Source organism: Acidobacteriota bacterium, from assembly GCA_026707545.1.
Lineage (GTDB): Bacteria > Acidobacteriota > Thermoanaerobaculia > Multivoradales > Multivoraceae > Multivorans.
The window spans coordinates 37,335-61,862 of the sequence record JAPOWR010000002.1; the positions used below are offsets into that span (position 1 = coordinate 37,335).

General features: G+C 67.6%; 24 protein-coding genes. 6 read left to right on the forward strand and 18 right to left on the reverse strand.

The genetic code is table 11. The annotated features are described in order from the left end of the window. The first annotated feature begins 44 nt into the window (after positions 1-44). From OXG83_12315 to OXG83_12325, 3 genes are read left to right on the forward strand one after another with little or no spacing between them, the layout of a single operon-like run. Positions 45-1,406, forward strand: coding sequence for a DUF4301 family protein (locus OXG83_12315; GenBank protein MCY3965816.1), 1,362 nt, complete (start codon positions 45-47; stop codon positions 1,404-1,406). After that, positions 1,403-2,164 (forward strand): TVP38/TMEM64 family protein, encoded by a 762-nt coding sequence (locus tag OXG83_12320; protein MCY3965817.1) that lies wholly within the window; start codon positions 1,403-1,405, stop codon positions 2,162-2,164. The genes OXG83_12315 and OXG83_12320 overlap by 4 nt, the downstream gene beginning before the upstream one ends. Before the next feature lie 11 nt (positions 2,165-2,175). Beyond that, entirely contained in the window at positions 2,176-3,687 is a 1,512-nt protein-coding gene (locus tag OXG83_12325; GenBank protein MCY3965818.1) for a mercuric reductase, read from the forward strand. A gap of 41 nt (positions 3,688-3,728) precedes the next feature. On the opposite strand, the gene pcnB is transcribed toward OXG83_12325, so the two are convergent. Beyond that, entirely contained in the window at positions 3,729-5,012 is a 1,284-nt protein-coding gene (pcnB, locus tag OXG83_12330; GenBank protein ID MCY3965819.1) for a polynucleotide adenylyltransferase PcnB, read from the reverse strand. 24 nt (positions 5,013-5,036) lie between these two features. Here pcnB and OXG83_12335 point away from each other — a divergent pair, with 24 nt between their 5' ends. Next, complete coding sequence (locus tag OXG83_12335) at positions 5,037-6,197, forward strand: CaiB/BaiF CoA-transferase family protein (protein ID MCY3965820.1); 1,161 nt, start codon at positions 5,037-5,039, stop codon at positions 6,195-6,197. Beyond that, on the forward strand, positions 6,194-6,715 hold the full coding sequence (locus OXG83_12340) for a MaoC family dehydratase (protein MCY3965821.1): 522 nt from the start codon (positions 6,194-6,196) through the stop codon (positions 6,713-6,715). Before OXG83_12335 ends, OXG83_12340 begins: the two co-directional genes overlap by 4 nt. A 13-nt stretch (positions 6,716-6,728) precedes the next feature. Here the strand turns inward: OXG83_12340 and OXG83_12345 are convergent, their stop codons facing one another. The 3 genes from OXG83_12345 to acnA form a co-directional block, all read right to left on the reverse strand. Continuing rightward, entirely contained in the window at positions 6,729-7,994 is a 1,266-nt protein-coding gene (locus OXG83_12345) for a citrate synthase (GenBank protein MCY3965822.1), read from the reverse strand. 109 nt (positions 7,995-8,103) lie between these two features. Beyond that, a complete protein-coding gene (locus OXG83_12350; protein ID MCY3965823.1) occupies positions 8,104-8,805 on the reverse strand; it encodes a radical SAM protein in 702 nt (233 codons plus the stop codon). Next, the gene (gene acnA, locus OXG83_12355; GenBank protein ID MCY3965824.1) at positions 8,789-11,518 is read right to left on the reverse strand and encodes an aconitate hydratase AcnA; all 2,730 of its coding nucleotides are present in this window, start codon (positions 11,516-11,518) and stop codon (positions 8,789-8,791) included. The genes OXG83_12350 and acnA overlap by 17 nt, the downstream gene beginning before the upstream one ends. Before the next feature lie 78 nt (positions 11,519-11,596). Between acnA and OXG83_12360 the strand changes: the two genes are divergently transcribed. Beyond that, a complete protein-coding gene (locus tag OXG83_12360) occupies positions 11,597-12,187 on the forward strand; it encodes a YqgE/AlgH family protein (protein ID MCY3965825.1) in 591 nt (196 codons plus the stop codon). Positions 12,188-12,191: 4 nt separating this feature from the next. On the opposite strand, the gene dut is transcribed toward OXG83_12360, so the two are convergent. The 14 genes from dut to OXG83_12430 are packed head-to-tail and all read right to left on the reverse strand — an operon-like array spanning position 12,192 to position 24,406. Continuing rightward, positions 12,192-12,644 (reverse strand): dUTP diphosphatase, encoded by a 453-nt coding sequence (gene dut / locus OXG83_12365; protein MCY3965826.1) that lies wholly within the window; start codon positions 12,642-12,644, stop codon positions 12,192-12,194. Then, entirely contained in the window at positions 12,641-13,363 is a 723-nt protein-coding gene (locus OXG83_12370) for a hypothetical protein (protein MCY3965827.1), read from the reverse strand. The genes dut and OXG83_12370 overlap by 4 nt, the downstream gene beginning before the upstream one ends. Beyond that, the gene (locus tag OXG83_12375; protein MCY3965828.1) at positions 13,350-13,784 is read right to left on the reverse strand and encodes a type II secretion system protein; all 435 of its coding nucleotides are present in this window, start codon (positions 13,782-13,784) and stop codon (positions 13,350-13,352) included. Before OXG83_12375 ends, OXG83_12370 begins: the two co-directional genes overlap by 14 nt. 1 nt (position 13,785) lies before the next feature. After that, the gene (locus OXG83_12380; GenBank protein ID MCY3965829.1) at positions 13,786-14,253 is read right to left on the reverse strand and encodes a type II secretion system protein; all 468 of its coding nucleotides are present in this window, start codon (positions 14,251-14,253) and stop codon (positions 13,786-13,788) included. A gap of 8 nt (positions 14,254-14,261) precedes the next feature. Beyond that, entirely contained in the window at positions 14,262-16,652 is a 2,391-nt protein-coding gene (locus tag OXG83_12385) for a hypothetical protein (GenBank protein MCY3965830.1), read from the reverse strand. 12 nt (positions 16,653-16,664) lie between these two features. Next, positions 16,665-17,258, reverse strand: coding sequence for a hypothetical protein (locus OXG83_12390; protein MCY3965831.1), 594 nt, complete (start codon positions 17,256-17,258; stop codon positions 16,665-16,667). Next, positions 17,255-17,833 (reverse strand): hypothetical protein, encoded by a 579-nt coding sequence (locus tag OXG83_12395; protein MCY3965832.1) that lies wholly within the window; start codon positions 17,831-17,833, stop codon positions 17,255-17,257. Before OXG83_12395 ends, OXG83_12390 begins: the two co-directional genes overlap by 4 nt. After that, positions 17,830-18,504 carry a hypothetical protein gene (locus tag OXG83_12400; GenBank protein ID MCY3965833.1) on the reverse strand — a complete coding sequence of 225 codons (675 nt, stop codon included), beginning with the start codon at positions 18,502-18,504 and terminating at the stop codon, positions 17,830-17,832. The genes OXG83_12395 and OXG83_12400 overlap by 4 nt, the downstream gene beginning before the upstream one ends. Then, positions 18,501-19,508 carry a hypothetical protein gene (locus OXG83_12405; GenBank protein MCY3965834.1) on the reverse strand — a complete coding sequence of 336 codons (1,008 nt, stop codon included), beginning with the start codon at positions 19,506-19,508 and terminating at the stop codon, positions 18,501-18,503. Before OXG83_12405 ends, OXG83_12400 begins: the two co-directional genes overlap by 4 nt. Continuing rightward, complete coding sequence (locus OXG83_12410; protein ID MCY3965835.1) at positions 19,477-21,162, reverse strand: GspE/PulE family protein; 1,686 nt, start codon at positions 21,160-21,162, stop codon at positions 19,477-19,479. Before OXG83_12410 ends, OXG83_12405 begins: the two co-directional genes overlap by 32 nt. Next, the gene (locus OXG83_12415; GenBank protein ID MCY3965836.1) at positions 21,162-22,403 is read right to left on the reverse strand and encodes a type II secretion system F family protein; all 1,242 of its coding nucleotides are present in this window, start codon (positions 22,401-22,403) and stop codon (positions 21,162-21,164) included. The genes OXG83_12410 and OXG83_12415 overlap by 1 nt, the downstream gene beginning before the upstream one ends. Positions 22,404-22,416: 13 nt before the next feature. Next, entirely contained in the window at positions 22,417-23,136 is a 720-nt protein-coding gene (locus OXG83_12420; protein MCY3965837.1) for a hypothetical protein, read from the reverse strand. Next, positions 23,133-23,699, reverse strand: a complete 567-nt coding sequence (locus tag OXG83_12425) for a hypothetical protein (protein MCY3965838.1) — start codon at positions 23,697-23,699, stop codon at positions 23,133-23,135. Before OXG83_12425 ends, OXG83_12420 begins: the two co-directional genes overlap by 4 nt. Next, a complete protein-coding gene (locus OXG83_12430; protein ID MCY3965839.1) occupies positions 23,696-24,406 on the reverse strand; it encodes an RNA polymerase sigma factor in 711 nt (236 codons plus the stop codon). Before OXG83_12430 ends, OXG83_12425 begins: the two co-directional genes overlap by 4 nt. Positions 24,407-24,528: the final 122 nt, after the last annotated feature.

Genomic DNA, 24,528 nt, shown 5'->3' on the forward strand with positions numbered 1-24,528 from the left:
GTGAGTTCTAACGGCGCGGCGGAGATCGACTGCGGTCCAACTTCATGAGTGCAGCAGCGGAACGACTGGAGCCGCCGCCGGATCAGGACGGTCTGATAGCCGCCGACCACGAGCAGCTCGAGGCGCACGAGATCGGTGTTGAGGAGGCCAGGCGGCAGTTGGCGCTGCTGCGCGATCCGCCGCCCCCGACGAAGCTCGTGCGTCCGGCCCTGGTCGGCGACGGCATCCTCCCACTGCCTCGAGGCGCCGAGGGCGCTCGGCTGGCCAAGGAGGGGCGATCCGCCGCGCGGGCGGGCCGGCTGATCCGGTTCGTGCCGGCGTCGGGGGCCGCATCGCGGCTGTTCGCGGAGCTTCGACGAGCCCAGGCCGGCGGTTTTGCCGCGACCGACCCGGTTCTGGTCCGTTTCGAGAAGACCCGGCGCCAGCTTCCGTTCGACTGCGGTCCTTCCGAACTGCTGGAGCGGTACGGCGATGCACCCAAGGCCCTGATCCCGTTCCACCGCTACGCCGATGGCGAGCAGCGGACCGCGCTGGAGGAGCACCTGGTGGAGGCGGCCGCGCTGGTGGGCGGCAGCGGCTCCGCGGCGGCGCACTTCTCGGTTGCCGTCCATCACCGGGCGGCCTTCGAGGCGCTCCTCGGCGACCGGCTCTCCGTACTCGAACGGCGGCTGGGGTGCCGATTCGACGTCTCGCTCTCCCACCAGTCGCCGGCGACGGACAGCGTCGCGGTCGATGCGGATGGCGAGCCGTTCCGGGTGGCCAATGTTCCCGAAGCTTCATTGCTGGTCCGGCCCGGTGGGCACGGCGCACTGCTCGGCAACCTCCAGTCCCTGGCCGATCGGGGTTTCGAGTTGATCGGGGTGAAGAACATCGACAACGTCCAGCCCGAGCAGGCCCAGGGCGCGGCGGTTCGCGCCATGCGGATCCTGGCTGGGATGGCACTGGAACTGGCGCGACGTTCACACCGGCCAGCCAGGGTCTGCGGCGTCGTTCCCGCGACCGGTACTGCCGGCGGAGGCCCCTTCTGGGTTCAGGAAACATATGGCGAGGTGCGACTTCAGATCGTCGAGACCTCCCAGATCGACCTCGAGGACGGCGAACAGGCGGCGATCCTGGCTCGGTCCACGCACTTCAACCCGGTGTTCCTGGTCTGCGCGGCGCGCCGGCCCGCCGGTAGGGCGTACCGATTGGAGGACTACGTCGACCATGACACCAGCTTCGTGGTCCGCAAGAGTCATGGCGGCCGGGAGCTGACCGCTCTGGAACGTCCCGGTCTGTGGAACGGATCGATGGCCGGCTGGGAAACGCAGTTCGTGGAGTTGCCGGGCGAGGTGTACACACCGGTCAAGAGCGTGTTCGATCTCGCCGGAGCCGAGCACCAGTCCGCGGAAGGGGAACTTCGATGAGTGGAGCTGAGAGTCAGGTCACACAGCCGGATGGGAGCGGTGCCGCCGGTGGGAGGCCGGCGAAGGCCTCGAAGTTGCGGATTCTGGTGAGGGTGGCGGTCGTCGTCCTGGTCGTCGCCGCCCTGCTGCTGTTCGGCCGCCGGATCGCCGGCTACCTGCCCGGGTTCAGCGCCTGGGTCGACGGGCTCGGCGTGTGGGGACCGATCGTGTTCGTGCTGGGCTACGCCGTGGCGACCGTCGCCTTCATTCCGGGATCGTTGCTCACAGTCGCCGGCGGCGCGATCTTCGGTCTGGCCGAAGGCACCGCGCTGGTGTTCGTCGGAGCGTGCCTGGGGGCGACCGGAGCCTTCATCGCGTCCAGGTACTTCTTCCGCGGAGCGATCGAGAAACGGGTGGCGGCGGAACCGCGCTTCGCCGCGATCGACCGGGCGGTGGGCCGCGAGGGCTTCAAGATCGTCCTGCTGCTGCGGCTGACGCCGATCGTTCCCTTCGTGCTGCTGAACTACGCCCTGGGGTTGACCAGGGTGAAGCTGGGGCACTACGCGGGCGCCTTCATCGGCATGCTCCCGGCGACCCTGCTGTACGTGTACTACGGCAAGGTGATCGGTGATCTGGCCGAAATCGCTGCCGGCGTCGGCGACGAGCGGGGTTGGGGAACCCACGTGGTCACGGGAGTCGGACTGGTCGCCACCGTCGCAGTGATCGTGCTCGTCACCCGCATCGCGCGCCGCGCGCTCCAGGAGGAGGTGGGAGAGTGACCAGACCGGAGATGCTCGCGGGAAACCGGTACGACCAGGCGTTGACCGCCCTGGTGGCGCCCGCCGACTGGACGAACCCGGAACCCGACGGTCGCTATCACGTGGTCGTGATCGGGGCGGGAACCGCCGGGCTCGTGACCGCGATCGCGAGCGCCGGCCTGGGCGCCCGGGTGGCTCTGATCGAGCGCCGGTTCATGGGTGGCGACTGCCTGAACTTCGGCTGCGTCCCGTCGAAGGGCGTGATCGCCGCGGCGAGGCGATGGCAGGCCGGCCACGCCGATACCGGGTTCGGGGCGCCGGGGCCCGATCGCGCGGGCGACTTCGGCGCCGCGATGGATCGCATGCGGCGGATCCGGGCGGCGATCAGCCAGGACGACGCGGCCGAGCGCTTTCGTGACGCTGGGGTCGATGTCTACCTGGGCGAGGGCAGATTCCTGTCCGATCGCGCGGTGTCAGTGACCGGCCCCGCCGGCGACCGGGAGCTCCGTTTCCGGCGGGCCGTGATCGCCACTGGCGCGCGTCCCCAGGCGCCGCCGATTCCCGGACTCGACCGCTCCGACTACCTGACCAACGAGACGGTCTTCTCGCTGACCGAGCGGCCCGAGCGCCTGGCCGTCATCGGCGCCGGCCCGATCGGCTGCGAGCTGTCGCAGTCCTTCGCGCGACTCGGCAGTCGGGTGACGACGTTCGACCTTCTGCCCGGCATCCTGCCGCGCGAGGACCCGGACGCGGCTGCTCTGGTCGAGCGATCCCTTCGGCGGGACGGGGTCGAGTTTGCCCTTGGTGTGCGGATCGAGGAGGTCTCCTCGTCTGCCACGGGTGTCCGCCTGATCTACAGGGACAGCGAGGGCGAGCGCCGGGAGACGACGAGCGACGAGCTGCTGGTCGCCGTCGGGCGGCTTCCGAACGTCGAGAACCTGGGCCTCGAGGAGATCGGCGTCCACAGTGGCGCGGGAGGCATTGTGGTCGACGCGAAGCTGCGGACGACGAATCCACGGATCTACGCCGCCGGCGATGTGACACCCGCGCCCAAGTTCACTCACCTGGCGGATGCCCACGCCGGTGTCGTTGTCCAGAACGCCCTGTTCTTCCCGAGCGCCCGTGCCGACCGGCTGGTCGTGCCGCGGTGTACGTACACGTCGCCGGAAGTGGCGCACGTCGGCCTGGATCGCCAGGAGGCGGCGCAGCGCGGGATCGACGTCGACGTGATCGACGTGCAGCTCGAGGAGAACCATCGGGCCCTGCTCGACGGCGAGGAGGATGGGTTCCTGCGGGTCCTGCTTCAGCGAGGCAGCGATCGCGTGATTGGCGCCACGGTGGTGGCGACCGGGGCCGGCGATCTGATCGCACCGCTCGCGCTGGCGGTGACGCATCGGCTGGGACTCTCGAAGTTCACCTCGACGATCCTGCCGTATCCGACCCAGGCGGAGGTGCTCAAGAGGGCCGCGAACCAATGGCGCAGGACGAGGCTCAGTCCTGCCGTCCAACGCGTGTTCGACCGCTGGTTCCGCCTGACCGCCTGACCGCCTGACCGGCTGGGGAGCTGGGCGAGTTGGCGAGCCGCCTAGAGGTGGCGCCGTCGCGCTCTGCGCTGTCTTCGCCTCCGCCTGCGCCGCTTCGTGGTCCCGGTTGAGGCCGGGGACGGAGCCGGCTCGCCGACCTGCTGCCAGAATCCGAGCGTCTTGCCGCCGCTGCCGGTGGCAGCCGAGAGCAGGCCGAAGAGTTCCAGGGCGGGACGGAACGCATCGCGACGGACCAGGTTGTGAACGGCTCCGGGGCTGTGGCTTGGTTCGCACAGCCGCTGGAATGTCTCCAGGGCACGGGTGATCCGGACGCGCCGCCTGGCGGAGAGCGCGAAGCGGGTGCCGAAGTCGTCCACCACGTCATCCACGAGTCGTTGCAGGCGCCGGCGCTGAACCGCTTTCCCGCCGGCCTCGAGCCGTTCCCTGCCAACGACGATCCGTGGTAGGAGCGAGGTGGAAAGCAGCACCGCGAGCGGCACGTCCGGGTCGTTGTTGACGCGTTCGTCCAGTTGCTCCGCGAGTCGGGAGAAGCCGGCCGTCTGGGCCGTCGAGCCCCGCACTTCCTCGACTTCGGGCAGGACGACCGGCAGCAACCCCGAACGCCGCATCCAGTCGAAAGCCGCCGCGCTCCGGCCGCTGGCGAGGAGTTGGATCAACTCCTCGATCAGGCGGTGCGGCGAGGCCTTGGCGATCTCCCGGCGGTGCTCGAGGGCGGCGGCGAGAGTGGCGGCCTCGAGGTCGAACCCCAGGCGAGCGGCGAACTCGCACGCCCGCAGCATGCGCACCGGGTCCTCCCGATAGCGGAGGTTGGGATCGCCGATCACGCGGATCAGGCCGCGGTCGAGGTCCTCGAGGCCCTCGACATAGTCGACGACGGCGCGGTCGGAAGCCCGGTAGAGCAGGGCGTTGACGGTGAAGTCGCGGCGGAAGGCGTCCTGGCGTGGTGTGCCGTAGGTGTTGTCGCTGGTCACCAGGAGTTCACCCGGTGAACGACGTTGATGGTCGGGATCGGGCGCGCCGCGAAACGTCGACACTTCGACCACTTCGTCACTGAACAGGACGTGGACGAGACGGAAGCGGCGTCCGATGATCCGCGAGTTGCGGAACAGGCGGCGTACCTCCTCCGGCCGGGCGTCGGTGACGATGTCGTAGTCCTTCGGCCGCCGGTCCAGAAGCAGGTCCCGCACACTGCCGCCGACCAGACAGGCGTTTCTGCCGGCCTGGTGGAGCCGGCGGAGGACCTTTTGGGCGCCGGCAGAGAGTCGACGTGAGACGATCGGGTGCTTGGAGCGCGGCAGAACGGTGGCCGGGGCCGGCGCTTCCATCGGGTCAGGGTATCGCGATAGCCGATGTGGCGCGCGCCCGGCTGGCTGCTAGGCTGCGCCGCCGTGGGCGCCCTGGACGGACTTCGGGTTCTCGACCTGTCGCGGCTTGCGCCCGGGCCCTACTGCTCGATGCTGCTCGCGGACATGGGGGCGGACGTGCTGCGGGTCGACAATGCGATGGGCGGTCCGGTGAGGTCCGGCGACATGCTGTCCCGGAACAAGCGCAGCATCGCGCTCAACCTGAAGACACCGGGAGGCCAGCGCATCCTCCAGCAACTCGCCGCGGATGCTGATGTCTTTCTGGAAGGCAACCGGCCGGGCGTGTGTGCCCGGTTGGGATGTGACTACGCGACGCTCGCTGCGCTCAACGAGCGCTTGGTGTACTGCTCACTCACCGGCTACGGCCAGACCGGGCCGATGGCCCAGGCCGCCGGCCACGACGTGAACTACATCGCGCTCGCAGGTGTTCTGTCGCAGATCGGCAACGGCCGGGAACCGCCTCTTCCGCCTCTCAACCTGGTTGCCGACTTCGGTGGCGGAGGTCTGATGGCGGCCTTCGGCATCCTCTGCGCCCTGTTCGAGCGGGAGCGGTCCGGCTGCGGCCAGTACCTCGACGCCGCGATGATCGACGGGGCGGCGTCCCTGATGGCCGTGCACTTCGCGCAGAAGGGGGCTCGCTCGACGCCTGGCAAAGGCCTTCTCGGCGGTGGCGCCGCCTTCTACCGCTGCTACGAGTGCAAGTGCGGAGGCTACGTCTCGGTGGGCGCGATCGAACCGCAGTTCTTTGCCGCGCTGTGTGAGGGAACGGGTGTCGATGTCGCGCACGAGCAGATGGACACCGAACGCTGGCCGACTCACATCGATGCATTCCGGAGGGCCTTCCTGACCCGCACCCGGGACGAGTGGACCGAGGTCTTCAGCCGGCTCGACGCCTGTGTCGCACCGGTGCTCGACCTGGACGAGGCGCCGCGCCATGCGCACAACGCTGAGCGCGGCACGTTCCCGATTGGCCCGGATGGAGAGATCCACATCGCGCCCGCCCCGCGACTGGAGCGAACACCCGGTGACCTCCGCCGGCGCGAACCGCGGATGGGGGAACACACCGGAGAAGTCCTTCGAGGTCTCGGTTACGGCTCCGAGGAGATCGAGGGGCTCGAACAGAATGGAGCGATCCTGAGAGCATGAACGACACACCGACGCACAACGAACCGCCTCCAGGCGGAGCGGGAAGAGTCTTCGAGGATTTCGAGGTCGGCCAGATCTTCCGCCATGCCCTGGGCCGGACGGTCACCGAGGGCGACAACGTCTGGTTGACGATGATCACCCTGAATCCGAACCCGATTCACTTCGACCGCGAGTACGCGGGTCAGACGGAATGGGGGCGGCCCCTCGTCAACTCCTGCTTCACCCTGTCCCTGGTCACCGCGCTGACCGTCGGCGATCTGTCCCAGAACGCGGTCAACCTGGGTTGGGACCGGGTCCGTCTGCCGTATCCGGTATTCGAAGGCGACACGCTGTACGCCCAGAGTGAGGTGTTGTCCGTTCGCGAGTCGAAGTCGCGCCCGCACCAGGGCATCGTCGGCTTCCGTACGGTCGGCTACAACCAGGATGGCAGGCCGGTCATCACGTTCGACCGGACGATCCTTGTCTACCGCCGCGGCCACGTGCCGGCGAAGCCGGTGCGGCCGGAACTGCGCGCGTAGGCGCAAGCTCCTACTAGCGGTCGGCGAGCGCCTGGTACTCGCGCACGGTTGCGCCGGTGTAAACCTGGCGCGGCCGGTTGATCCGGTTCTCCGGGTCGCCGCGCATCTCCTTCCAGTGCGCCAGCCAGCCAGGCAACCGGCCCAGGGCGAACATGACGGTGAACATGTCGGTCGGCAGGCCCATCGCGCGGTAGATGATGCCGCTGTAGAAGTCGACGTTCGGGTACAGCTTCCGTGCCACGAAGTAGTCGTCCTGGAGCGCGACCTCTTCGAGGTTCCTCGCAATCGCGAGAAGGGGATCGTCGACGCCGAGTTGTGCCAGCACCTGGTCCGCGGCGCCCTTCAGGATGCTGGCGCGCGGATCGAAGTTCTTGTACACGCGGTGCCCGAAGCCCATCAGGCGGAAGGGGTCGTTCCTGTCCTTTGCGCGGTCGACGAAGCTGCTGAAGTCGTCGCCACTGTCGCGGATCGCTTCCAGCATCTCGATCACCTGCTGGTTGGCGCCGCCGTGGAGCGGCCCGGACAGGGCGTCGATGCCGGCGGAAATGGCGGCGAACAGGCTGGCGCCGGAGCTGCCGACCATGCGGACCGTCGATGTCGAGCAGTTCTGCTCGTGGTCCGCGTGCAGGATGAGCAGCATGTTCAACGCTCGAGACAGCACATCCGGCGGCTCGTAGGACTCGCACGGAACGGAGAACATCATGTTCAGGAAATTCTCCGCGTAACCGAGGTCGTTCTGCGGGTACACGAAGGGCTGGCCGATCGACTTCTTGTACGAGAAGGCGACGATCGTCGGCAGCTTGGCGATCAGGCGGACCACATGGAGGTCGACGTCCTCATCCTCCGAGTAGAAGGTGGCGAGCGACGAAATCATCGAGGACAGGATCGCCATCGGGTGCGCCGTCGGCGGGTAGGCCTCGAAGAACTTCTTCATGTCTTCGTGGATCAGGGTGTGCCGGCGCAGCTTGGAGCGGAAGTCGTCGAGCTCCTCCTGGTTGGGCAGCTCGCCGTAGATCAGGAGGTAGCAGACCTCGACGAAGGACGCTTCCTCCGCGAGCTGCTCGATGGGGTAGCCGCGGTAGCGCAGGATCCCCTGTTCACCGTCGATGAACGTGATCGCGCTGCGGCAGGATCCGGTGTTGCCATAGCCCGGATCCAGTGTGATCGCGCCGGTCAGGCTCCGGAGCGCGTGGCTCTGGATCGCCACCTCGCCCTCGGAGCCGACGATTACTGGGAACTCGACCTCCTGGTCGTCCAACGTCAGCTTCGCCACACTCATAACGTCTGTCTCACTTCGTGTGTTACCCGCGGTTGGCCTTGTGCCGGGCCGCATTCGGCGCGGAGTGTAGCAGCCCGTTGGGACGTTCCCGGGCCGCGCCGGGCAGCGTTTACACGCCTCGCGTTGCGGCTCCCCAGAGGGTCTTGTGCAACTGCGTCGAAACTCTTGCCGGAAGCCGGTCTTCGAGCACCCAGGATGCGAGCTCGGCGGGTTCCAGAGCATCCCAGACGGGTGACAGGTGGACGGTGCAGCGGCGGTCGATCCGGTGCTTGCGGATCGTGTCGCGCGCCCACTCGTAGTCTCCCCGGTCGGCGAGCACGAGCTTCACCTCGTCGGTCGGACGCAGCGCGTCGATGTTCGGCCAGTGGTTGTTCGACGCCTCGCCACTGGCGGGACACTTCAGGTCGACGATCCGCCGGACGCGGGGATCGACTCCCGAGATGTCCAGCCCGCCGCCGGTCTCGAGCAGAACCACCAGTCCTCGGTCGCAGAGCGCGCTCATCAACGGATGAACGCCGGGTTGGAGAAGGGGTTCGCCGCCGGTGACTTCGGTCAGCGGACAGTCGAATGCCAGCACTTCGGAGATGACGTCCTCGACCCGCATCCAGGAGCCTTCGTAGAAGCTGTACTCGGTATCGCACCAACTGCAACGCATCTGGCAGCCGGTCAGGCGCACGAGTACGCAAGGGCGGCCGGCGAAGGTCGATTCGCCCTGAATCGAGTAGAAGATCTCGTTGACCTTGAGCCGCTCCCTTGCGGGCAGTGCGGCGACCGGGTCGACGTGCCGCAGTCGATCAGGCGTCGTCGTCAAGGAGCTGGCGCAGCACGTACTGCAGGATGCCCGCGTGGCGGTAGTACTCGGCCTCCTGCGGGGTGTCGAGGCGCACCAGGGCCCGGAAGGTGGTCGCTCCGTTCTCGCCGGTCGCTCGCACCGTGACCTCCAGCCCGGGCTCGAAGTCCGCTGCGAGACCCGCGGCCAACCCCTCGACGTCGTACTCCTCGCGGCCGGTCAGCCCGAGTTCCTCGGCGCCTTCGCCGTCCCGGAACTCCAGTGGCACGATCCCCATGCCGACCAGGTTGCTGCGGTGGATCCGTTCGTAGCTCCTGGCGATGACAGCGCGTACGCCGAGCAGTCGTGGTCCCTTGGCCGCCCAGTCACGCGAGGATCCGGTCCCGTACTCCAGGCCGGCCAGAATGATCTGCGGCACACCGCGTTCGCGGTAGGCGGTGGCGGCGTCGAAGATCGTCGTGTGCTCGTCTTCGGGGAGGAGCGCGGTGTACCCGCCTTCCGTGCCGGGCACGAGGTGGTTGCGGAGGCGGACGTTGGCGAACGTACCGCGCATCATGACCTCATGGTTGCCGCGCCGGGCGCCGTAGGAGTTGAACTGGGCGCGCTCGACTCCCAGGTCGCGCAGGTAAGCGGCGGCCGGACTGTCGGGACTGATCGGGCCGGCGGGGGAGATGTGGTCGGTCGTCACCGTGTCGCCGAGCAGGGCCAGCACCCGGGCGCCGCGAATGTCCTCGACCGGCTCCGGCTGCCGCGGCATGTCGACGAAGAAGGGAGGCTGCTTGACGTAGGTCGAATCGGCCTGCCAGTCGAACGTCTGGCCGGAGGGAACGTCGAGCGCCTGCCAGGTCTCGCTGCCGGCAAAGACGTCGGCGTACTGGCGCGTGAACATTTCGGGCCGCAGCGAACTCTCGAGCGCCGCCTGGATGTCCGCCTGGGCGGGCCAGATATCGCGGAGGTACACCGGGCCGTTCGAGCCGCTGGCGAGGGGTTCGTTGTACAGGTCGACGTCGATGCGGCCGGCCAGGGCGTAGGCCACGACCAGGGGTGGCGAGGCGAGGTAGTTGGCCCGGACCTCGCTCGAGATCCGGCCTTCGAAGTTGCGGTTGCCGGAGAGGACGGAAACGGCGACGAGCTCGTCCTCGGCGATGGCGGCCGAGATGGCCGGCGGCAGCGGACCGCTGTTGCCGATGCAGGTCGTGCAGCCGTAGCCGACGGTGTGGAAACCCAATTCCTCCAGGTGGGGTGTGAGGCCGGCTTCCGCGAGGTAGTCGGTCACCACCTTGGAGCCCGGGGCCAGACTCGTCTTGACCCAGGGCCGGGTTCGCAGTCCGGCGCCGACGGCGTTCTTCGCCAGCAGGCCGGCAGCCAGCATGACGGAGGGGTTCGACGTGTTCGTGCAACTCGTGATGGCCGCGATGACCACGGAGCCGTCCGTCACCCCGGCTTGTTCACCGTCGTCCGCGGCTGCCGGTCGGGCCGCTCCGCCCTTTCCGTCGCCGTCGAGCACGGGTAGTCCGCTCGAGCGGGTGGACAGTTGCGGCAACTGGCTCAGGAAGGACTCCTTGACCTCGGACAGCCGGACCCGGTCCTGTGGCCTGCGCGGTCCCGCCAGCGAGGGCTCGACCGTGCCCAGGTCGAGTTCCAGCGTGTCGCTGTACTCGGCTTCCGGCGTATCCGGTCCGTGGAACAGACCCTGTTCGCGGCAGTAAGCCTCGACGAGTTCCACCTGAGCTTCGCTTCTGCCGGTGAAGCGGAGATAGTCGACCGCGGCCCGGTCGATCGGGAAGATGCCGCAGGTAGCGCCGTACTCGGGCGCCATGTTCGCGATCGTCGCCCGGTCGGCCAGCCGCAGTTCACGGAGCCCGGGCCCGAAGAACTCGACGAACTTGCCGACGACGCCGTGGTTGCGGAGCATCTCGGTGACCCGCAGGACGAGGTCCGTCGCGGTCGTGCCTTCCGGCAGCCGTCGGAGCAGGCGGAAGCCGACGACTTGGGGGACGAGCATCGCGATCGGCTGTCCGAGCATCGCCGCCTCCGCCTCGATGCCTCCCACGCCCCAGCCCAGGACCCCGAGTCCGTTGATCATCGTCGTGTGGGAGTCGGTACCGACCAGGGTGTCGGGATAAGCAAAGGGCGGTTCGGCGGCGCCATTCTGGGAGGTCATCACCCCGCGGGCGAGGTACTCCAGGTTGACCTGGTGGACGATGCCGGTCGCCGGCGGCACGACGCGGAAGTTCTCGAACGCGGTCTGGCCCCAGCGCAGGAAGAGATAACGCTCCTCGTTGCGCTCGAACTCGCGCTCGGCGTTGATCAGGAGTGCGGCCGCGGAGCCGTACTCGTCGACCTGCACCGAGTGGTCGATCACGAGTTCGGCGGGCTGCAGGGGATTGATCTTCGCCGCATCGCTGCCCATCCGCGCGATCGCGTCGCGCATGGCGGCGAGGTCGGCCACCGCGGGCACGCCGGTGAAGTCCTGCAGCAGCACGCGGCCGGGCATGAAGGCGATCTCGACATGCGGTTCGGCCGCGGGCTCCCAGCGTCCGACGGCCTCGATGTCGTCGGCCGGCACGATGCGCCCGTCCTCTCGCCGCAGGAGATTCTCCAGGAGGATCTTGAGCGCGTATGGAAGGCGTGTCACCGGCAGGCCAGCGGCTTCCAGTGTCGGCAGGTGGGCGATCCGGAAGGTGCGTCCTCCCACGCTCATGGTTCGTTTGGCGCCGAAGCTGTTCGTCATGTCCACAAGATAACCCAAAGCGGCGCGGGCGTCAGTGTCCGGCCGCATCCATCAGGTGCCGGCGTGTAGAGTCGCGCCATGTCCGGACTGGATGATCTCGAGACGCCAAGTCTCCTGATCGCCATGCCCCAGGTTCTGGACCCGTTCTTCTTCCGGGCGGTCGTCCTGCTGGCGGCCCACGAGGAGGGCGGCGAGGGGGGAAGTCTCGGTTTCGTCGTCAATCGACCGAGCCAGCTCAAGATCAACGAGGTGCTCCAGGAACTCGATATCGAGTGGCTTGGCGGCTCCGAGGCGACGGCGTTCGTCGGTGGCCCGGTGCAACCGGAAGTAGGCACCGTGCTGCTGTCCCTGGATGGCTTGACCGGCCTGGAGGCGGATGGAATCACCCGGATCGCGCCGGGCGTGGGCGCCACGCAGAACATCCTCGCGCTGCGGACACTGGCGCGCAGCGCTCCGGACCGCATGCGGCTCCTGCTCGGTCACGCCGGCTGGGCGCCGGGTCAGTTGATGCAGGAGGTCAGTCGCAGCGACTGGTTGACGGCGCCGGTAGAGGAGTCGATCGTGTTCTCGCCCGATCCGGGCGACGCCTGGTCGACGGCGCTCGCCTCCCTTGGAATCGATCCGGGGACTCTGCCGAGCTGGACGTCCGGCGACGGCGCGTCAAACTGACTCCCTAGCGGCCGGTGGAGCCGAAGCCGCCGTCGTTGCGCTCTCCGGCAACCGGATGCGCGCCGAGCGTGTCGTCGTCACGGAACGCGATCTCGGGCACCGCGGCGACCACCATCTGGGCCAGCCTTTCGCCGCGCTCAACCATGATCATGCTCCGGCCCAGATTGACGAGCAGCAGTTTGAGCTCACCGCGGTAGTCGCTGTCGATCGTACCGGGTGCGTTGAGCACGGTCAGGCCGCGCCGGTAGGCGAGTCCACTGCGGGGCCGGATCTGGGCCTCGTAGCCGGCCGGGAGGCCGAGGATGAGACCGGTGGGAATCAGTGCGCGGGCGCCGGGTTCGATCCGGACCGGGGCATCCGTGGCGGCGCGCAGATCGTAGCCTGCGCTTCCCGCCGAGGCGCGCTCGGGCGGTCCGGCGGAGTGCGGCAGCCGGCGGATGCCGACGGTGACGGTCAACGGTTGCGTTCTCCTGGCGCGGCGCCGTCCTGGATCTGTCCCTCCCCGAGCACGCCGGGTGGGAACGGTTTGCCGATCCAGGCGCTGGTCAGACGCGGCGGCGGACGGCCCTCCGCGACGTTGCCAGGCCGGAGCTGGATCAACTCGCTGGTGAAGTACCAGTTCTCGACGTCCTCCTGGCCGTTGAAGATCCTCATGGAGGGGCCGGGCGTAGCACTGTAGACGCCCAGGATCGGTCCGACGGTCGGGCCTTCGCCCTCCTCCTCGTTCGGAGGCGGCACGGCGGTGAGCCCCCCGCCACCGGCGCCGCCTGCCGCGCCCGCATTGGCTGGCCCGGCGCCTCCGGTCCGGCGGTTCCCCTCGCCGGCGTTGCTTGGAGCTCCCTGCATCAGCAGGCCCCAGCGCCCCTCCTCGTCCATCGGATTCGGCCACAACTGCCGGATGACCCGCGGTTCGACCTCGATGAGTTCCTCGAGCGCCGTCGGCAGGCGGCCCTGGCGAACCCGGAATAGGCGGATCGCCTCGGCGTACTGGAGCCCCCGAAAGATCAGCTCCTCTTCCTTCTGCCGCTTGGCCCAACTGCTCCAGTACGGCAGCGCCGCGGCGACCGCGATGTTCATCACCGTGATCAGAACGGCGAGCACGACGAGGTTGTAGCCGGCCTCGGAGGATCGGTCCGCGGGACAGGCGCCGCGGTTTGCCGGGTCACCAATCGGCATAGGCGGTGCCCTCCAGCGAGTTCTCCTCCGAGCCGGAGTGAACGTCCTCGATACCGGGATCGCCGAAGGGTGAGAGATCGGTCTCGGCCCAGGGGTCCTCGTCGGAGAGCGCGGGGAACTCGGCGAAGACCTCAACCCAGGTTTCACTGGTGCGGGTGATCGGATCGAGCGGAATCGCGCGCAGGTACTCCTCCTCGACGAGCGTCTGGAGGCTCGGCGGGTAGTGCCCCTTGTCGGCGTAGTGCTGTTCGATGGCGTCGCGCATGACCCGGAGGTTCTGCTTCAGCGCCGCCTCCTGCGCCCGTCTGGGCGCGTTCTTCAGCAGGGGAACCGCGACGGCGGCAAGGATGCCGATGATCGCCATGACGATGATCAGCTCCAGCAGGGACATGCCGCGCTGGCCCATGATTCTCCGATTCATGTCACCACTCCCGGTATGGAACACGGTTCAGACCGACGCCTTCCGAGAGGGAGTAGACGTCGTAGACGTTCTCTCCACCCCAGTTCCTGTCGTCCGGTTCATCCTGGTAGCTCCTGAGTCCCCAGTCCGCCTCGCCGGTCATCGGGTCGACCGGAATTCGGCGCATGAAGCGGATCTCGCCGTCGGCCTGGCCGATCAACTGAACCGGCTCGATCAGGAGCTCGAGTTCACTCGGATAGCCGTCGGTCCCGATCTCGATCGGAATCAGGCCGACGTCGCTGTAGCGCTTGTGTTCGTCGATCGCGTTGCGCAGCGTGCGCAGGTGCGCCCGGAGTTCGGCCTCCTTGATCCGCTTGTTCGTGTAGACGGCGGTCGGCAGGGCGACGGCCGCCAGCGTCAACATCACGGTGCACACGGTGACCAGTTCCACCAGGGTGTACCCGGCCCTTCGCCATGCGCCGTTCGGCATCCTCGCCCTCACGCGACCGTCTCCGGCCCCCGGTCGGGCGGCCCGTCGTCCTGGATCTGGATTTCCAGGGGGGAAACGGTCGGCGATGGCAGCGCTTCGAGTTCGGGGCCTTTTGGCTTCGCCCGCTCGACCGCGATCGTTGCCTGACCGGGTCCTACGGCCCGGACTTCTAGAGCCAGCAGGTGGCCCCGGCCGGCCACTCCCGCCCGATCGCCCAGCCGGCTCAGGCCGACGATGACCGTGCCTGGTGTCGAGTCGTCCGTCATCAGGGAAACCTCGCTCTGATCGCCGAGGAAGGACCCGGCTCTGACGGCGGTCACCTCGATTCGCTCGGGGTCGTACTGGAGCCGTAGCGGCAGGTGGGAGAGCGGAGTTCGGGCACTGATGTCCAGGCGCGCCTCGAAGCTGTCGCCGACCCTCGCGCGCAGCGCCTGGGGCGCGAAGGAGAGCTGGATCTCGGCGTTGGCGCCCGGAGGCGAGGGCTGGAGGCTAGCGAGGACGATCGCGGGGGGGAGGTCGGGCAGACCGGCGTTCTTGAACGAACCGTTCGGCGGCGGGACGAGTTCGACGCCCAGGGGAGGCTGATCTTCGCCCTCTCCACCGCCTTCGGGTTCCGCGTCGCGCAGGCCCGGCGGGAGCCGCTCCTCCAGTTGCTGCCGCGTGTCGTCGCTTTCCTGCGCCGGCTCGTCGAACGGACCGTCGATCCCCGAGTCGATCCGCGGACTCGAACCTCTGAACACGACGTTCTGCTCCGTGCCCACCCAGATCGGCGCCAGGTCCTGCTCGGTGATGTCCGCCCGGCGGATGATGTGCGGTGTCAGCGTGAGCACGATGTCCGTGCGCCGGTTGTCGCTCCGCCTCCTTGAGAACAGCCGCCCCAGCACCGGGATCTCCGACAGTCCAGCGATTCCGTCCTGTCGATTCGACTCGTTCGTGCGGATGAGCCCGGCGAGGAAGTTCGTCTCGCCGTCGCGCAGTCGGATGCTGGTCGTGATGTTGCGGCTGCCGATGATCGGCTGGTCGCCGATCTGGCCGCTCAGATCGCTGACCTCGATGTCGAGGTCCAGGGAGATCTCCTCGTTGTGGTGGACGCGGGGTGTGATGTCCACCTGGATGCCCACGTTCTGGTACTGGTACGACGTGATGGGCACGACGTTGCTGCCCGCGGTGTTCGCCGTGTTGAAGCTGGTCACCGGGATCGGGACCCGGTCGCCGATCGAGAACGAACTCTCTTCTCCTTCGGTGATCCGGACCTGGGGCTTGGCCAGCGTCTGCGCGTCGGTCGAGTTCTTCACGAAGTCGAACAGGAAGCCGGGAACGGTCAGCACCCAGTTGTTCTGGTTCAGCGATTCGACATCCGACATCCTGAGCGGCACGTCCTCGCCGCCGATGTCGAGGCTGATGCCGAGGGTGTTCGTGTCGAGCGATAGGCCCAGGTCCTGAAGCTTGGTCGTGTTGATCTCCAGCAACTCGACGTCGATGACCACTTCGGCCTTGGCCTTGTCGGCCTGCTCGATGATGCGCTCAGCGACCTTGACCTTCTCGACGCTGTCGAGCATGACGATCGCGTTCAGCCGCTCGTTCGCGGCGATGAACCGGGTGGCCAGCAGGCTGCGAAGGACGGTCATCACGTCCTTCACGTCGGCGTTCGACAGGAAGAAGGTCTGGATGATCCGGTCTTCGTACTGCTGGCGGTTCGCCGGCGTGTTCTGCAGGATCATGATCGTCTGCTCGTCGAGCACCTTGTAGAAGTGGCCAAGGCTCTGCATCAGGATCTCGAGGCCTTCAAGCGCGGTCACCTCGCGCAGCTCGATGGGGCTTGCGATCTGCGCGTCCCGCAGGCGGGGATCGAACACGACGTTGAAGCCGAACGCCTGCCCCATCGCGCGGTAGATCTCCATGAAGGTCGCGTTCGGGAAGTCGAAGGTGATCGGTTCGTCGGAACGCGGACTCAAGACCGGCGGCATCGGTTCGGCGCCGCGGCCCTCTTCCTTGAGCTGGGAGATGGTTCGCGGGCCACGGCCGCTGCTCTCGATCCGGGTCCGGATCTTCTCCAGTTCGGTGAGGGCGTACTGGTTCGTCGGGTCGAGCTGCACGGCGCGCTGCATCTCCAGCAGGGCGTCGCGGTCACGGCCGGCCTCCTGAAGCTTCCTTCCCTCCTCGAAGTGAGCATGAGCGGCCTGGGTCTTGGCGCGCAGCAGACCGGCCCGGTAGCGGAGATCCGAAGGATCGGTGGCGACCAGCTCCATGTAGCGGAGGACGGCGGCGTCCCAGTCGCCCGCGAGTTCGGCGTGTTGGGCTTCGCGGAAGCTCCGGTAGCCGCTGCAGGAGGCAAAGACCACCAGAGCCAGGAGAGCCAGCGCCAGGGAGCGCAGCCGTTGTCCGTTTCGTTGTGCCATGTCCTCTGATCCTCAGCCGTTCGGCCGACCACCTATCGCCAGTCGCACCGCGGGTTCGTCGGGGAAGCCGACGAACAGCAGGTCGACCGACTCGTAGCCGATCCGTTGTACTTGAAACAGGTCCTTGACCAGGTCGCCCGTCAGCGCGTTGTAGATCGCCGAGCCGTCCGAGAACACGGCGACTGGATCGTCGTCGCGTCCCAAGGTCCCGAGGTAGACGATGTCGACGGCGGGAGGCCGAGGGCCGATCGGTGTCGGCGCCGGCGCCTGCGGCCTCGGTCTCTCCGGGACGACGGGCTGAACGGCGATCGGCTTCGGCTCCGGAACCGTCGCTTCGGGAACGGTTCGCTCCGGCGCCGGTCGGCTGGCGAATGACCAGGGGTCGCGGGCTGCCGTGACCTCCGGCGGCGTTTCGTCCAGGGTGTGCGCGGCCAGTTCCACCACCTCGATCGTGGTGGATTGCAGATCCGCGTGGGTCGTGCGGATAAAGCCGGGTCCACCGCCGAAGGAAGGCAGGTAGCGCCAGGCGGCGATCAGCGCGACGACCGCGAGCAGAACCAGCAGCAGGGGCCGCGGTCGGTTCGATCGGGCTTCGGCGGCGCTCATGCTCCCGCCTCCTGACCCGAAGGTCTCGCCTCGCCGACGGAGAAGAGGGTCGAGAGGCGCAGGTCGATCCGCAGGTTGGGAGTCGCTTCGCTCAGGCTGATCGACTCGAGGGCGACGAACGTGTCCGTCATCTCGAGTTCGTTGATCAGCCGCCGCAACTGGGTGTAGTTCCCCTCGACGGTGAACACCAGCGACTTCTCGACCAGCCCATACTGCTCCAGTTGCTCCTCGGGGTAGGAAGTGGAGCCTGGGTGGAGCCCGGAGCGGTCGGCGAGTTCCTTGACTTCGCGAAGGAGATCGGTCAGCCGTTCCCGCTCGGTGGCGAAGCCTTCGCGGTAGAGGCCTTCGACCCGGTCGCGGGTCGCCTCGACCGTCGCCACCTGCCCCTCGCGGCGGGCCACCTCCTGGGTCGCGCGGGTACGCAGGTTGCGCACGTCGGCGATCTCGTCCTCGAGCGCCTGGAAGCGGCCCGCGTAGACTCCGCGGTACGTCGAGAGCAGGCCCGCGTTGATCACGCACAGGCCCACTCCGACCCAGAACCAGATGCGCAGGCGCCATATCCGCCGCCGGCTCATGGCTGGCCCTCCATCGGCGCTGCCTGCTCTCCCGCGGCCGCGGTGTCCGCGGTGCCCTCCGTCTCGCCCGGGACGGATCCCGGCGTGTACGCGACGGCGATCGAGAAGTCGACGGGACCGGTGTCTTCGCGGCTTTGGTGCCGGAGCTTCGGGTCGTCGAACGACAGGTGCGCGAACAGGGCGTCCATCAGGGAAAAGAGCGCCTCGTCATCCTGAGCTTCACCGCTGATGTCGAGCATCACGCGCGTGGCGGCGTCGGGGCCCGGCACGGCCTGCCGCCTGCGGCTTCTCTCGCTCGGCTGCGGTGCGAGACTGCGCAGGCGTGTGTTCCATGGCAGCACCTGCTCGATGTCGGTGAAGAGCTGCCCCCACGGGAACCGCCGATCCGCGATGCGCTCGTTCAGGAACGCGACCTCGCGATTCTGGGACGGCACGTCGAGGCGTGCGAGTTGCGAGCCCAACCGGTCGAGTTCGGCGCCGTCGGCGGCAAGCTGCTGCCGGAGTTCGGCGAGTTCGGTGCGAGCGTCGGCCGAGCCGGTGAGGTAACCCCAGTACAGCACCGCGTTGAGGGCCAGAAGCGCCATCCCGAGCGTCCAGAGAAGCGCCGTCAGGCGCCGCCACGGACGGCGGTTGACGAACGGGCGGGCGGCCAGATTGACCCCAGTCTTCATGTCCTCACCGTCAGCGAGGCGCCGAGCATCGGCAGCGCCTGCTCTACGTCGATGTCGAGGGTTTCGGCGCCGGAGCCGAAGACTCCGTTGCCGTCGAGAATCCGGGCGGGCAGTTCCAGCCCGTCTTCGAGGCGCTCGCGCCAGATGCCGCGGGTCTCCTCCGGGGCCAGCATCAGGGCGTATCCGGGCAGACTGCCCTCGTCGCCGAAGATCTCCCGCTCCTCGACGAAGCTCCTGGTCAGTCGCAGGTCGCGTACCGCCAGGCTTGAAGCGACGGAAGCCGGGAGGTTCGGGTCGATGCTCTTGTAGCGGAACAGGGCCGGGCCTTCCTCCGCGCGTGCGAGCAGGGAGTAGCCGTCACGGTGCGCGACGAGGAGTAGAAAGGGGTCCGAGTCGCCGTGAATCCGGGCGATGCCGTTGGCAGCGCTCAGGCTCTCGTTCGTGACCGCGCCGATATGGATCCCGGCGCCCCTGAACGAACCTTCGATCTGGGCCAGAACGTGCTCGATGCCGAACCCGATCAGGAAGCGGGCAGAACCGTTGCCCGCGGCGCCAGCCCGCCTGCCGCGCACACGGAGTTCCTCGACCCGGAACGGCACCTGCTTTCGGAGCTTGAACCGCAGCGCCTCTTCCCGCCGTTGCGGCTTCGTGGGAACCTCTTCGAGTTCGGCGAAGGTCAGCCGGAGCCAGCGGTCCGGGAGAACCAGGGCGGCAGTGGTCACCGGGTTCCCGATCGCCGTATCGGCGGCCTGCTGCAGCTCCGAGACGACCTCATGGAACTGGGCTGGCTCCCGTAGCGGCCCCCCCAGGGCACCGTCCTGGAAGGTGTCGGCGGGGAGTTGCCGCCGCCTGACGGCCACGAGTTCCGGCATGGATCCGTCCTGGCGCACGAAGTGGGCCAGGACGAGCTCGCGCTCGTCGAGCAGGAACACCGACGCCGGCCCCCGAGGGTCGTCGAGGCCGACGAGGCGTTCAATCCACAAAGGTAACTTTGTTGATCTCACGGAGGGTCGTTACTCCTTGCCGGACCTTCGAGAGTGCGCTTTCGCGCAGGAACCGCATGCCTTCCGCACCCGCGGCGCGGCGGATCTCTGAGGCGGGACGGCGGTCAAGGATCATCTCGCGGATGGAGTCGGAGAGGTCGAGCAGTTCGGACACGGCCATCCGGCCGAAGAACCCCGTGCCGTTGCACTCCATGCAGCCGCGGCCTTCGAAGAGTTGCCAGCCGGCGATGTCGGACCGGTTGAGACCGCTCTCTTCGAGGAGTGCGTCGTCGGCCCGGACCGGTTCGCGGCAGTGGTTGCAGATGCGCCGGACGAGACGCTGGGCGAGAATGCAGTTGAGCGCCGCCACGAAGTTGTACAGGTCGACATTCATGTTGAGGAACCGGCCGAGAACGTCGACCACGTTGTTCGCGTGGACGGTCGTGAACACCAGGTGACCGGTCAACGCCGACTGGATCGCGATCTGGGCCGTCTCCTCGTCGCGGATTTCCCCGACCATGATCTTGTCCGGGTCGTGCCTCAGGATCGACCGGAGCCCGCGGGCAAAGGTCAGCCCCTTCTTCTCGTTGACCGGAATCTGGGTGATCCCGTCGAGTTGGTACTCGACCGGATCCTCGATCGTGATGATCTTGTCCTCGCTCGACTGGATCTCGGAGAGGCATGCGTAGAGTGTGGTCGTCTTTCCGGACCCGGTCGGCCCGGTGACCAGCACCATGCCGTAGGGCTCGCGGATGAACTTGCGGAGCTTCGTGATCGTCTCGTCGTCCAGGCCGAGGACGTCGAGCCGCAGTGTCTTGAACTCCTGGTTCATCGACTCCTTGTCCAGGATGCGGATCACGCAGTCCTCGCCGTGGACGGAGGGCATCACGGAAACCCGGAAGTCGATCGTGCGACCGCTGACCCGGACCTTGAACCGCCCGTCCTGGGGGATCCGCTTCTCGGCGATGTCGAGTTCGGACATGACCTTGATCCGGCTGACGATCGTCTGGTGATGGCGGCGGTCGATCGGTTCCATCGCCTGGTACAGCACGCCGTCGATGCGGTACTTGATGATCACTTCCTGTTCGCGGGTCTCGATGTGAATGTCCGACGCGCGCCGCTGAATCGCGTTGAAGAGGGTGGAGTCGACCAGCTTGATGATCGGACTCTGATCGGCTGAGATGCGGTCGATCGAGAGCACCTCGCCGCTGTCCTCGTCCTCCTGGACGAGCTGGATCTTGAAGTCCTCGGTCGCCTCGTCCAGGACGCGCTGGGCGCTCTCTGACTTCTGCAGCAGATCCTCGATCTCGGTGCGGGTGCCGATTCGGGCCTCGAGCGGCTGACCCAGTTGCAACTCCAGTTCGTCCAGTCTGACGACGTCCGTCGGATCGGCCATCACGACCGCGAGGCGGCCCTCCAACTGGCGCTCGGGAATGAAGCTGTAGCGGAGCATCAGGTCGAATGGGATGTGGCGGAAGAGGTCGTTGTCGATGCGGAAGTTGTCCAGATCGGCGACCTCCAGGCCAAACCGGGCCGCGATCCGGGCCGCCTCGGTCCGTTCGCGGGCGAGCCGGCCTTCCTCTTCGCTGGCCAGACGGAGGCTCTCGAGTTCCGAGACGCCTTCCGCGATGAGGCGCCGGTTCCGCGCCGCGGCCGTTTCGTCCTGGACGACCATCAACCCTGGACCTGTCCGAGCACGCTGAACAGCGGCAGATACATGGAGAGAACGAGCAGCGCGATCGTGAAGCCCATGACCACCAGCATCACCGGCTCGATCAGGGAGAGCAGGCGCTCGGTGCGGGTCTCGACGTCCTCGTCCAGAAAGTCGGAGACGCTGTTCACCATCTCGTCCAATGCTCCGGTCGCCTCACCGACCTTGACCATGTCGATCGCGAGATCGGTGAACGCCTCGGATTCCTCGAGTGCCACGTGGAAGGCAGCGCCCTCTCGAATCCGCGGGCCGAGAGCCGCCGCGCGACGGTGGAGGAACCGGTTCGTGACCGCGGAGGTCGCAGTGTCGAGCGCAGCGGCCAGCGGCAGTCCGCCGTGCAGCAGAGTGGCGAGGGAGCGGCAGAACTCGGACAGCGCGAAGCGGTGGAGGATCGGTCCGATGATCGGCAGCCGCAGCTTCAGGCCGTCGACGACGGCGCCCAGGCGACCGCTGCTTCCGACCCTCCAGGCGACCCAGACGGCGATGATCGTCGCTGCGACCAGGACCAGTGTGGTCGGGTTACGCAACAGCGCCGACAGGCCGAGCAGCATCTGCGTGATCCAGGGCAGATCGAGGTCGAGAGCCTGGTAGAACTCTTCGAAGCGTGGCATGACGAAGAACATCATCACGGCCACGATGCCGACCGACAGGCAGACCAGCAGCGCCGGGTAGAACAGCGCGCTGACGACGCGCTTGCGTGAAGTGGTGACCAGTTTGAGTTGACGGACGTAACGGCGGATCACCTGCTCCAGGCCGCCGCTCTGCTCGCCGGCCTTGAGCATCGACGCGTAGATCGGTGGGAACGCCCCGCCGGCCTCGGCGAATGCGTCTGAGAGTTCGGCGCCGCTCTCGACCCGGTCCTTGATCTCGGCCAGCGCTTCCCTGAACGCGGTGTTGCGCTGCCGCTCGTGCATCAGCTCCAGGCATTGAAGCAGGGGGAGTCCTGCGCCGAGGAGGCCGGCCATCTGTTGATTGAAGACGAGGAAATCGGGGCCGGGAATCGCCTTGCGCGAGCTGCCCTCTCCGGTCGCGGAGGCGGATCCCAGCAGCGATCCCAGCATGTGCTGAAGGCCGCGGCGTCTGATCTCGAAGACATGGAGCCCGCGACGCTCGATCTCACGTCGCGCGCTCCTCAGATCGGGCGCCTCGTGAATCTGCTCGACGATGCGACCGTCGGCAGTGCCGAGCCGGCAGACGAACTGCATGACCGGGATCGTCCTACTCGCCCGCGCTCAGGTCGTCTTCCTGAGGCGGGCTGACGGTGACCGCGACGACCAGTCCGCTGTCGGCCGAGTCGCGGGACGAAATCGCCAGAACGAGGGGCTTGCCGACCCAGACGTTCACGTGGCCGTTGAAGATCCGCTCACCCAGGCTGTCTCCACGGCTGCGGTCGACCTCCACGCCGTAGAGCTTGAGCCGGCGGTCGAGCAGCACGGTGCCGACCCGGAAGCCGATCCGGAACTCGGTACCGATATCGAAACGCACGTCCTCGCCTTCCATGGCCTCGAACCGCCCCTCGCCGAGCTGCCGGTAGCTCGTGAAGGCCAGCCAATCGCCCAGTTCGTCGATGAGTTCGGCCGGCAACTCGGAACGCGGGTCGCCCTGGCCGCGGCGCGACGCCTCGAGAATGAAGATGTGCAACTCGACCTGACGGCGCGGGTGGTCGAAGTCACGGAGCAAGGCGAGCAGGTGCTCCAGAACGCTGCGCGCGTCCCGCAGCACCAGCGTGTTCGTCGCGCGTTGCAGTTCGATCGTGCCGTGCGGCGACATCTCGCCCTGCATCCACTCCAGGGCGTCGTCGGCGCGCTGATGCTGGAGCGTGAACGCGTGGCGGACCTGGGTCTCGGCCTCCTGCTGCGCGGCCCCCGCCGTCGAGAGCAGTAGCGGAAGGATGACGGCGAGGGCGACGCGCGTACTCGCGGAAGCAGCCGCCGTCATGGTGCGATTTCCGTGACGACCAGGACCATGTCGAGCTTGGAGTCGATGCCGTTCCCCGGGAACTGGAAGACGCCCATCGGCTCGTCGCCGAGCGGTTCGACGAGCGGGGCCATGGCGATGTGGGGTGAAAGACTCAGTTCGGAATCGACGACGTCGCCGGGCGACGGCGCAGTCTCCGGCCAGAGCAGGAAGCCCAGGCCGAACGCCGCCGCCGCGGCGCCCGCCGCAAGGACCGACGCGACGGGGAGCCGCCGGCGAGCGGTCCGGGCCGCCTTGAGCCGCCTTTCGGTGGCGCGTCCGTCGAGTTCGAGCCGGACCCGTCTGCGGAGTTCATCGACCTCCTGTGCCGTGTCGGCGCGGTCACGAGCGCTGGCGAAGGCCCCGCCGATGAGGAGCAGCGGATCGACCTGGAGCGAAGCCGTGTGGCAACGCTCGCAGTCCTCCCGATGGCGCAGGGCATCTGCCCAGGCCCGGTCGATGACCGTGTCGCCGATCTCAGGGCTCCGTTCGGCGTGCTCGCGCTCGCGCGCGAGAGCAGCCCAGTCCGGGCAGGCGGTAGTCATGAGCGATCCTCGATCCCGGTGTGCTTGACCCGGGCGTTTTGGGCGTATTCGGGATACCGCTTCCGCAACTCCTTGCGGAGTTGCCGGCGGCTGTTGAACAGGTGGTTGCGGACGGTGGACGGGCGAATGCCGAGAATGCGAGCGATCTCCTTGCCCTTCAGCCCTTCCATTTCGCGCAGTACGAAGACCGCGCGCTGCTTTTCGCTCAGCGTCGACGCCAACTCGTGGAACACGGTCTGGATCTCCTGTTCGGACAGGTTTTCGAGTTGCCGCGCGAAGGCCTCACCGCGCTGGTGCTCGTGCTGCAACTGGAAGCTCTGCAGCGAGCGGATGCGGGACGCCCGTGACCGTAGGTGGTCGATCGCGAGGTTGGAGACGATGCGGTAGATCCAGGTGTTCGGGCTGTAGCGCTGGTCGAAGCGGTGGCGCGAATCCCAGATGCGCAGGAAAGCGATCTGAACGATGTCGCGTGCGTCCTCCCGGTCGCCTACCATGCTGGTCGCCAGGTGCAGCAGATGTGATGCCTTGCGGCGCATCAACTCGTCGAGCGCGAGTTCGTCATCGCGGCGCATGCCCGCCAGGAGTTCGACGTCGGACGCCTCGGACCACTCCACCCTGCGCTGACGTTGCGAGTAGGCAATCGTCAGACCGCTGCGTGGAGGATCTTCGCGTGGCGGTTCCATGCGGATGGCTTGCGCGGATCTCATGCCTCGCTGTTGATACGGAGGCCCGGGGCAAAGCGTCCAAAGACTGCGCTGCCAGGAACCTGGAACGCTCACCGCCCGGCGGCCACGACGGCTGGAGGCGGCCGAATTATACTCCCCGACAG

Coding starts and splice junctions, on each gene's coding strand:
- OXG83_12315 (MCY3965816.1), top strand. CDS start 45: ATGAGTGCAGCAGCGGAACGACTGGAGCCGCCGCCGGATCAGGACGGT.
- OXG83_12320 (MCY3965817.1), top strand. CDS start 1,403: ATGAGTGGAGCTGAGAGTCAGGTCACACAGCCGGATGGGAGCGGTGCC.
- OXG83_12325 (MCY3965818.1), top strand. CDS start 2,176: ATGCTCGCGGGAAACCGGTACGACCAGGCGTTGACCGCCCTGGTGGCG.
- pcnB (MCY3965819.1), bottom strand. CDS start 5,012: ATGGAAGCGCCGGCCCCGGCCACCGTTCTGCCGCGCTCCAAGCACCCG.
- OXG83_12335 (MCY3965820.1), top strand. CDS start 5,037: ATGTGGCGCGCGCCCGGCTGGCTGCTAGGCTGCGCCGCCGTGGGCGCC.
- OXG83_12340 (MCY3965821.1), top strand. CDS start 6,194: ATGAACGACACACCGACGCACAACGAACCGCCTCCAGGCGGAGCGGGA.
- OXG83_12345 (MCY3965822.1), bottom strand. CDS start 7,994: ATGAGTGTGGCGAAGCTGACGTTGGACGACCAGGAGGTCGAGTTCCCA.
- acnA (MCY3965824.1), bottom strand. CDS start 11,518: ATGACGAACAGCTTCGGCGCCAAACGAACCATGAGCGTGGGAGGACGC.
- OXG83_12360 (MCY3965825.1), top strand. CDS start 11,597: ATGTCCGGACTGGATGATCTCGAGACGCCAAGTCTCCTGATCGCCATG.
- OXG83_12370 (MCY3965827.1), bottom strand. CDS start 13,363: ATGCCGATTGGTGACCCGGCAAACCGCGGCGCCTGTCCCGCGGACCGA.
- OXG83_12375 (MCY3965828.1), bottom strand. CDS start 13,784: ATGAATCGGAGAATCATGGGCCAGCGCGGCATGTCCCTGCTGGAGCTG.
- OXG83_12380 (MCY3965829.1), bottom strand. CDS start 14,253: ATGCCGAACGGCGCATGGCGAAGGGCCGGGTACACCCTGGTGGAACTG.
- OXG83_12385 (MCY3965830.1), bottom strand. CDS start 16,652: ATGGCACAACGAAACGGACAACGGCTGCGCTCCCTGGCGCTGGCTCTC.
- OXG83_12390 (MCY3965831.1), bottom strand. CDS start 17,258: ATGAGCGCCGCCGAAGCCCGATCGAACCGACCGCGGCCCCTGCTGCTG.
- OXG83_12395 (MCY3965832.1), bottom strand. CDS start 17,833: ATGAGCCGGCGGCGGATATGGCGCCTGCGCATCTGGTTCTGGGTCGGA.
- OXG83_12400 (MCY3965833.1), bottom strand. CDS start 18,504: ATGAAGACTGGGGTCAATCTGGCCGCCCGCCCGTTCGTCAACCGCCGT.
- OXG83_12410 (MCY3965835.1), bottom strand. CDS start 21,162: ATGGTCGTCCAGGACGAAACGGCCGCGGCGCGGAACCGGCGCCTCATC.
- OXG83_12415 (MCY3965836.1), bottom strand. CDS start 22,403: ATGCAGTTCGTCTGCCGGCTCGGCACTGCCGACGGTCGCATCGTCGAG.
- OXG83_12420 (MCY3965837.1), bottom strand. CDS start 23,136: ATGACGGCGGCTGCTTCCGCGAGTACGCGCGTCGCCCTCGCCGTCATC.
- OXG83_12425 (MCY3965838.1), bottom strand. CDS start 23,699: ATGACTACCGCCTGCCCGGACTGGGCTGCTCTCGCGCGCGAGCGCGAG.
- OXG83_12430 (MCY3965839.1), bottom strand. CDS start 24,406: ATGAGATCCGCGCAAGCCATCCGCATGGAACCGCCACGCGAAGATCCT.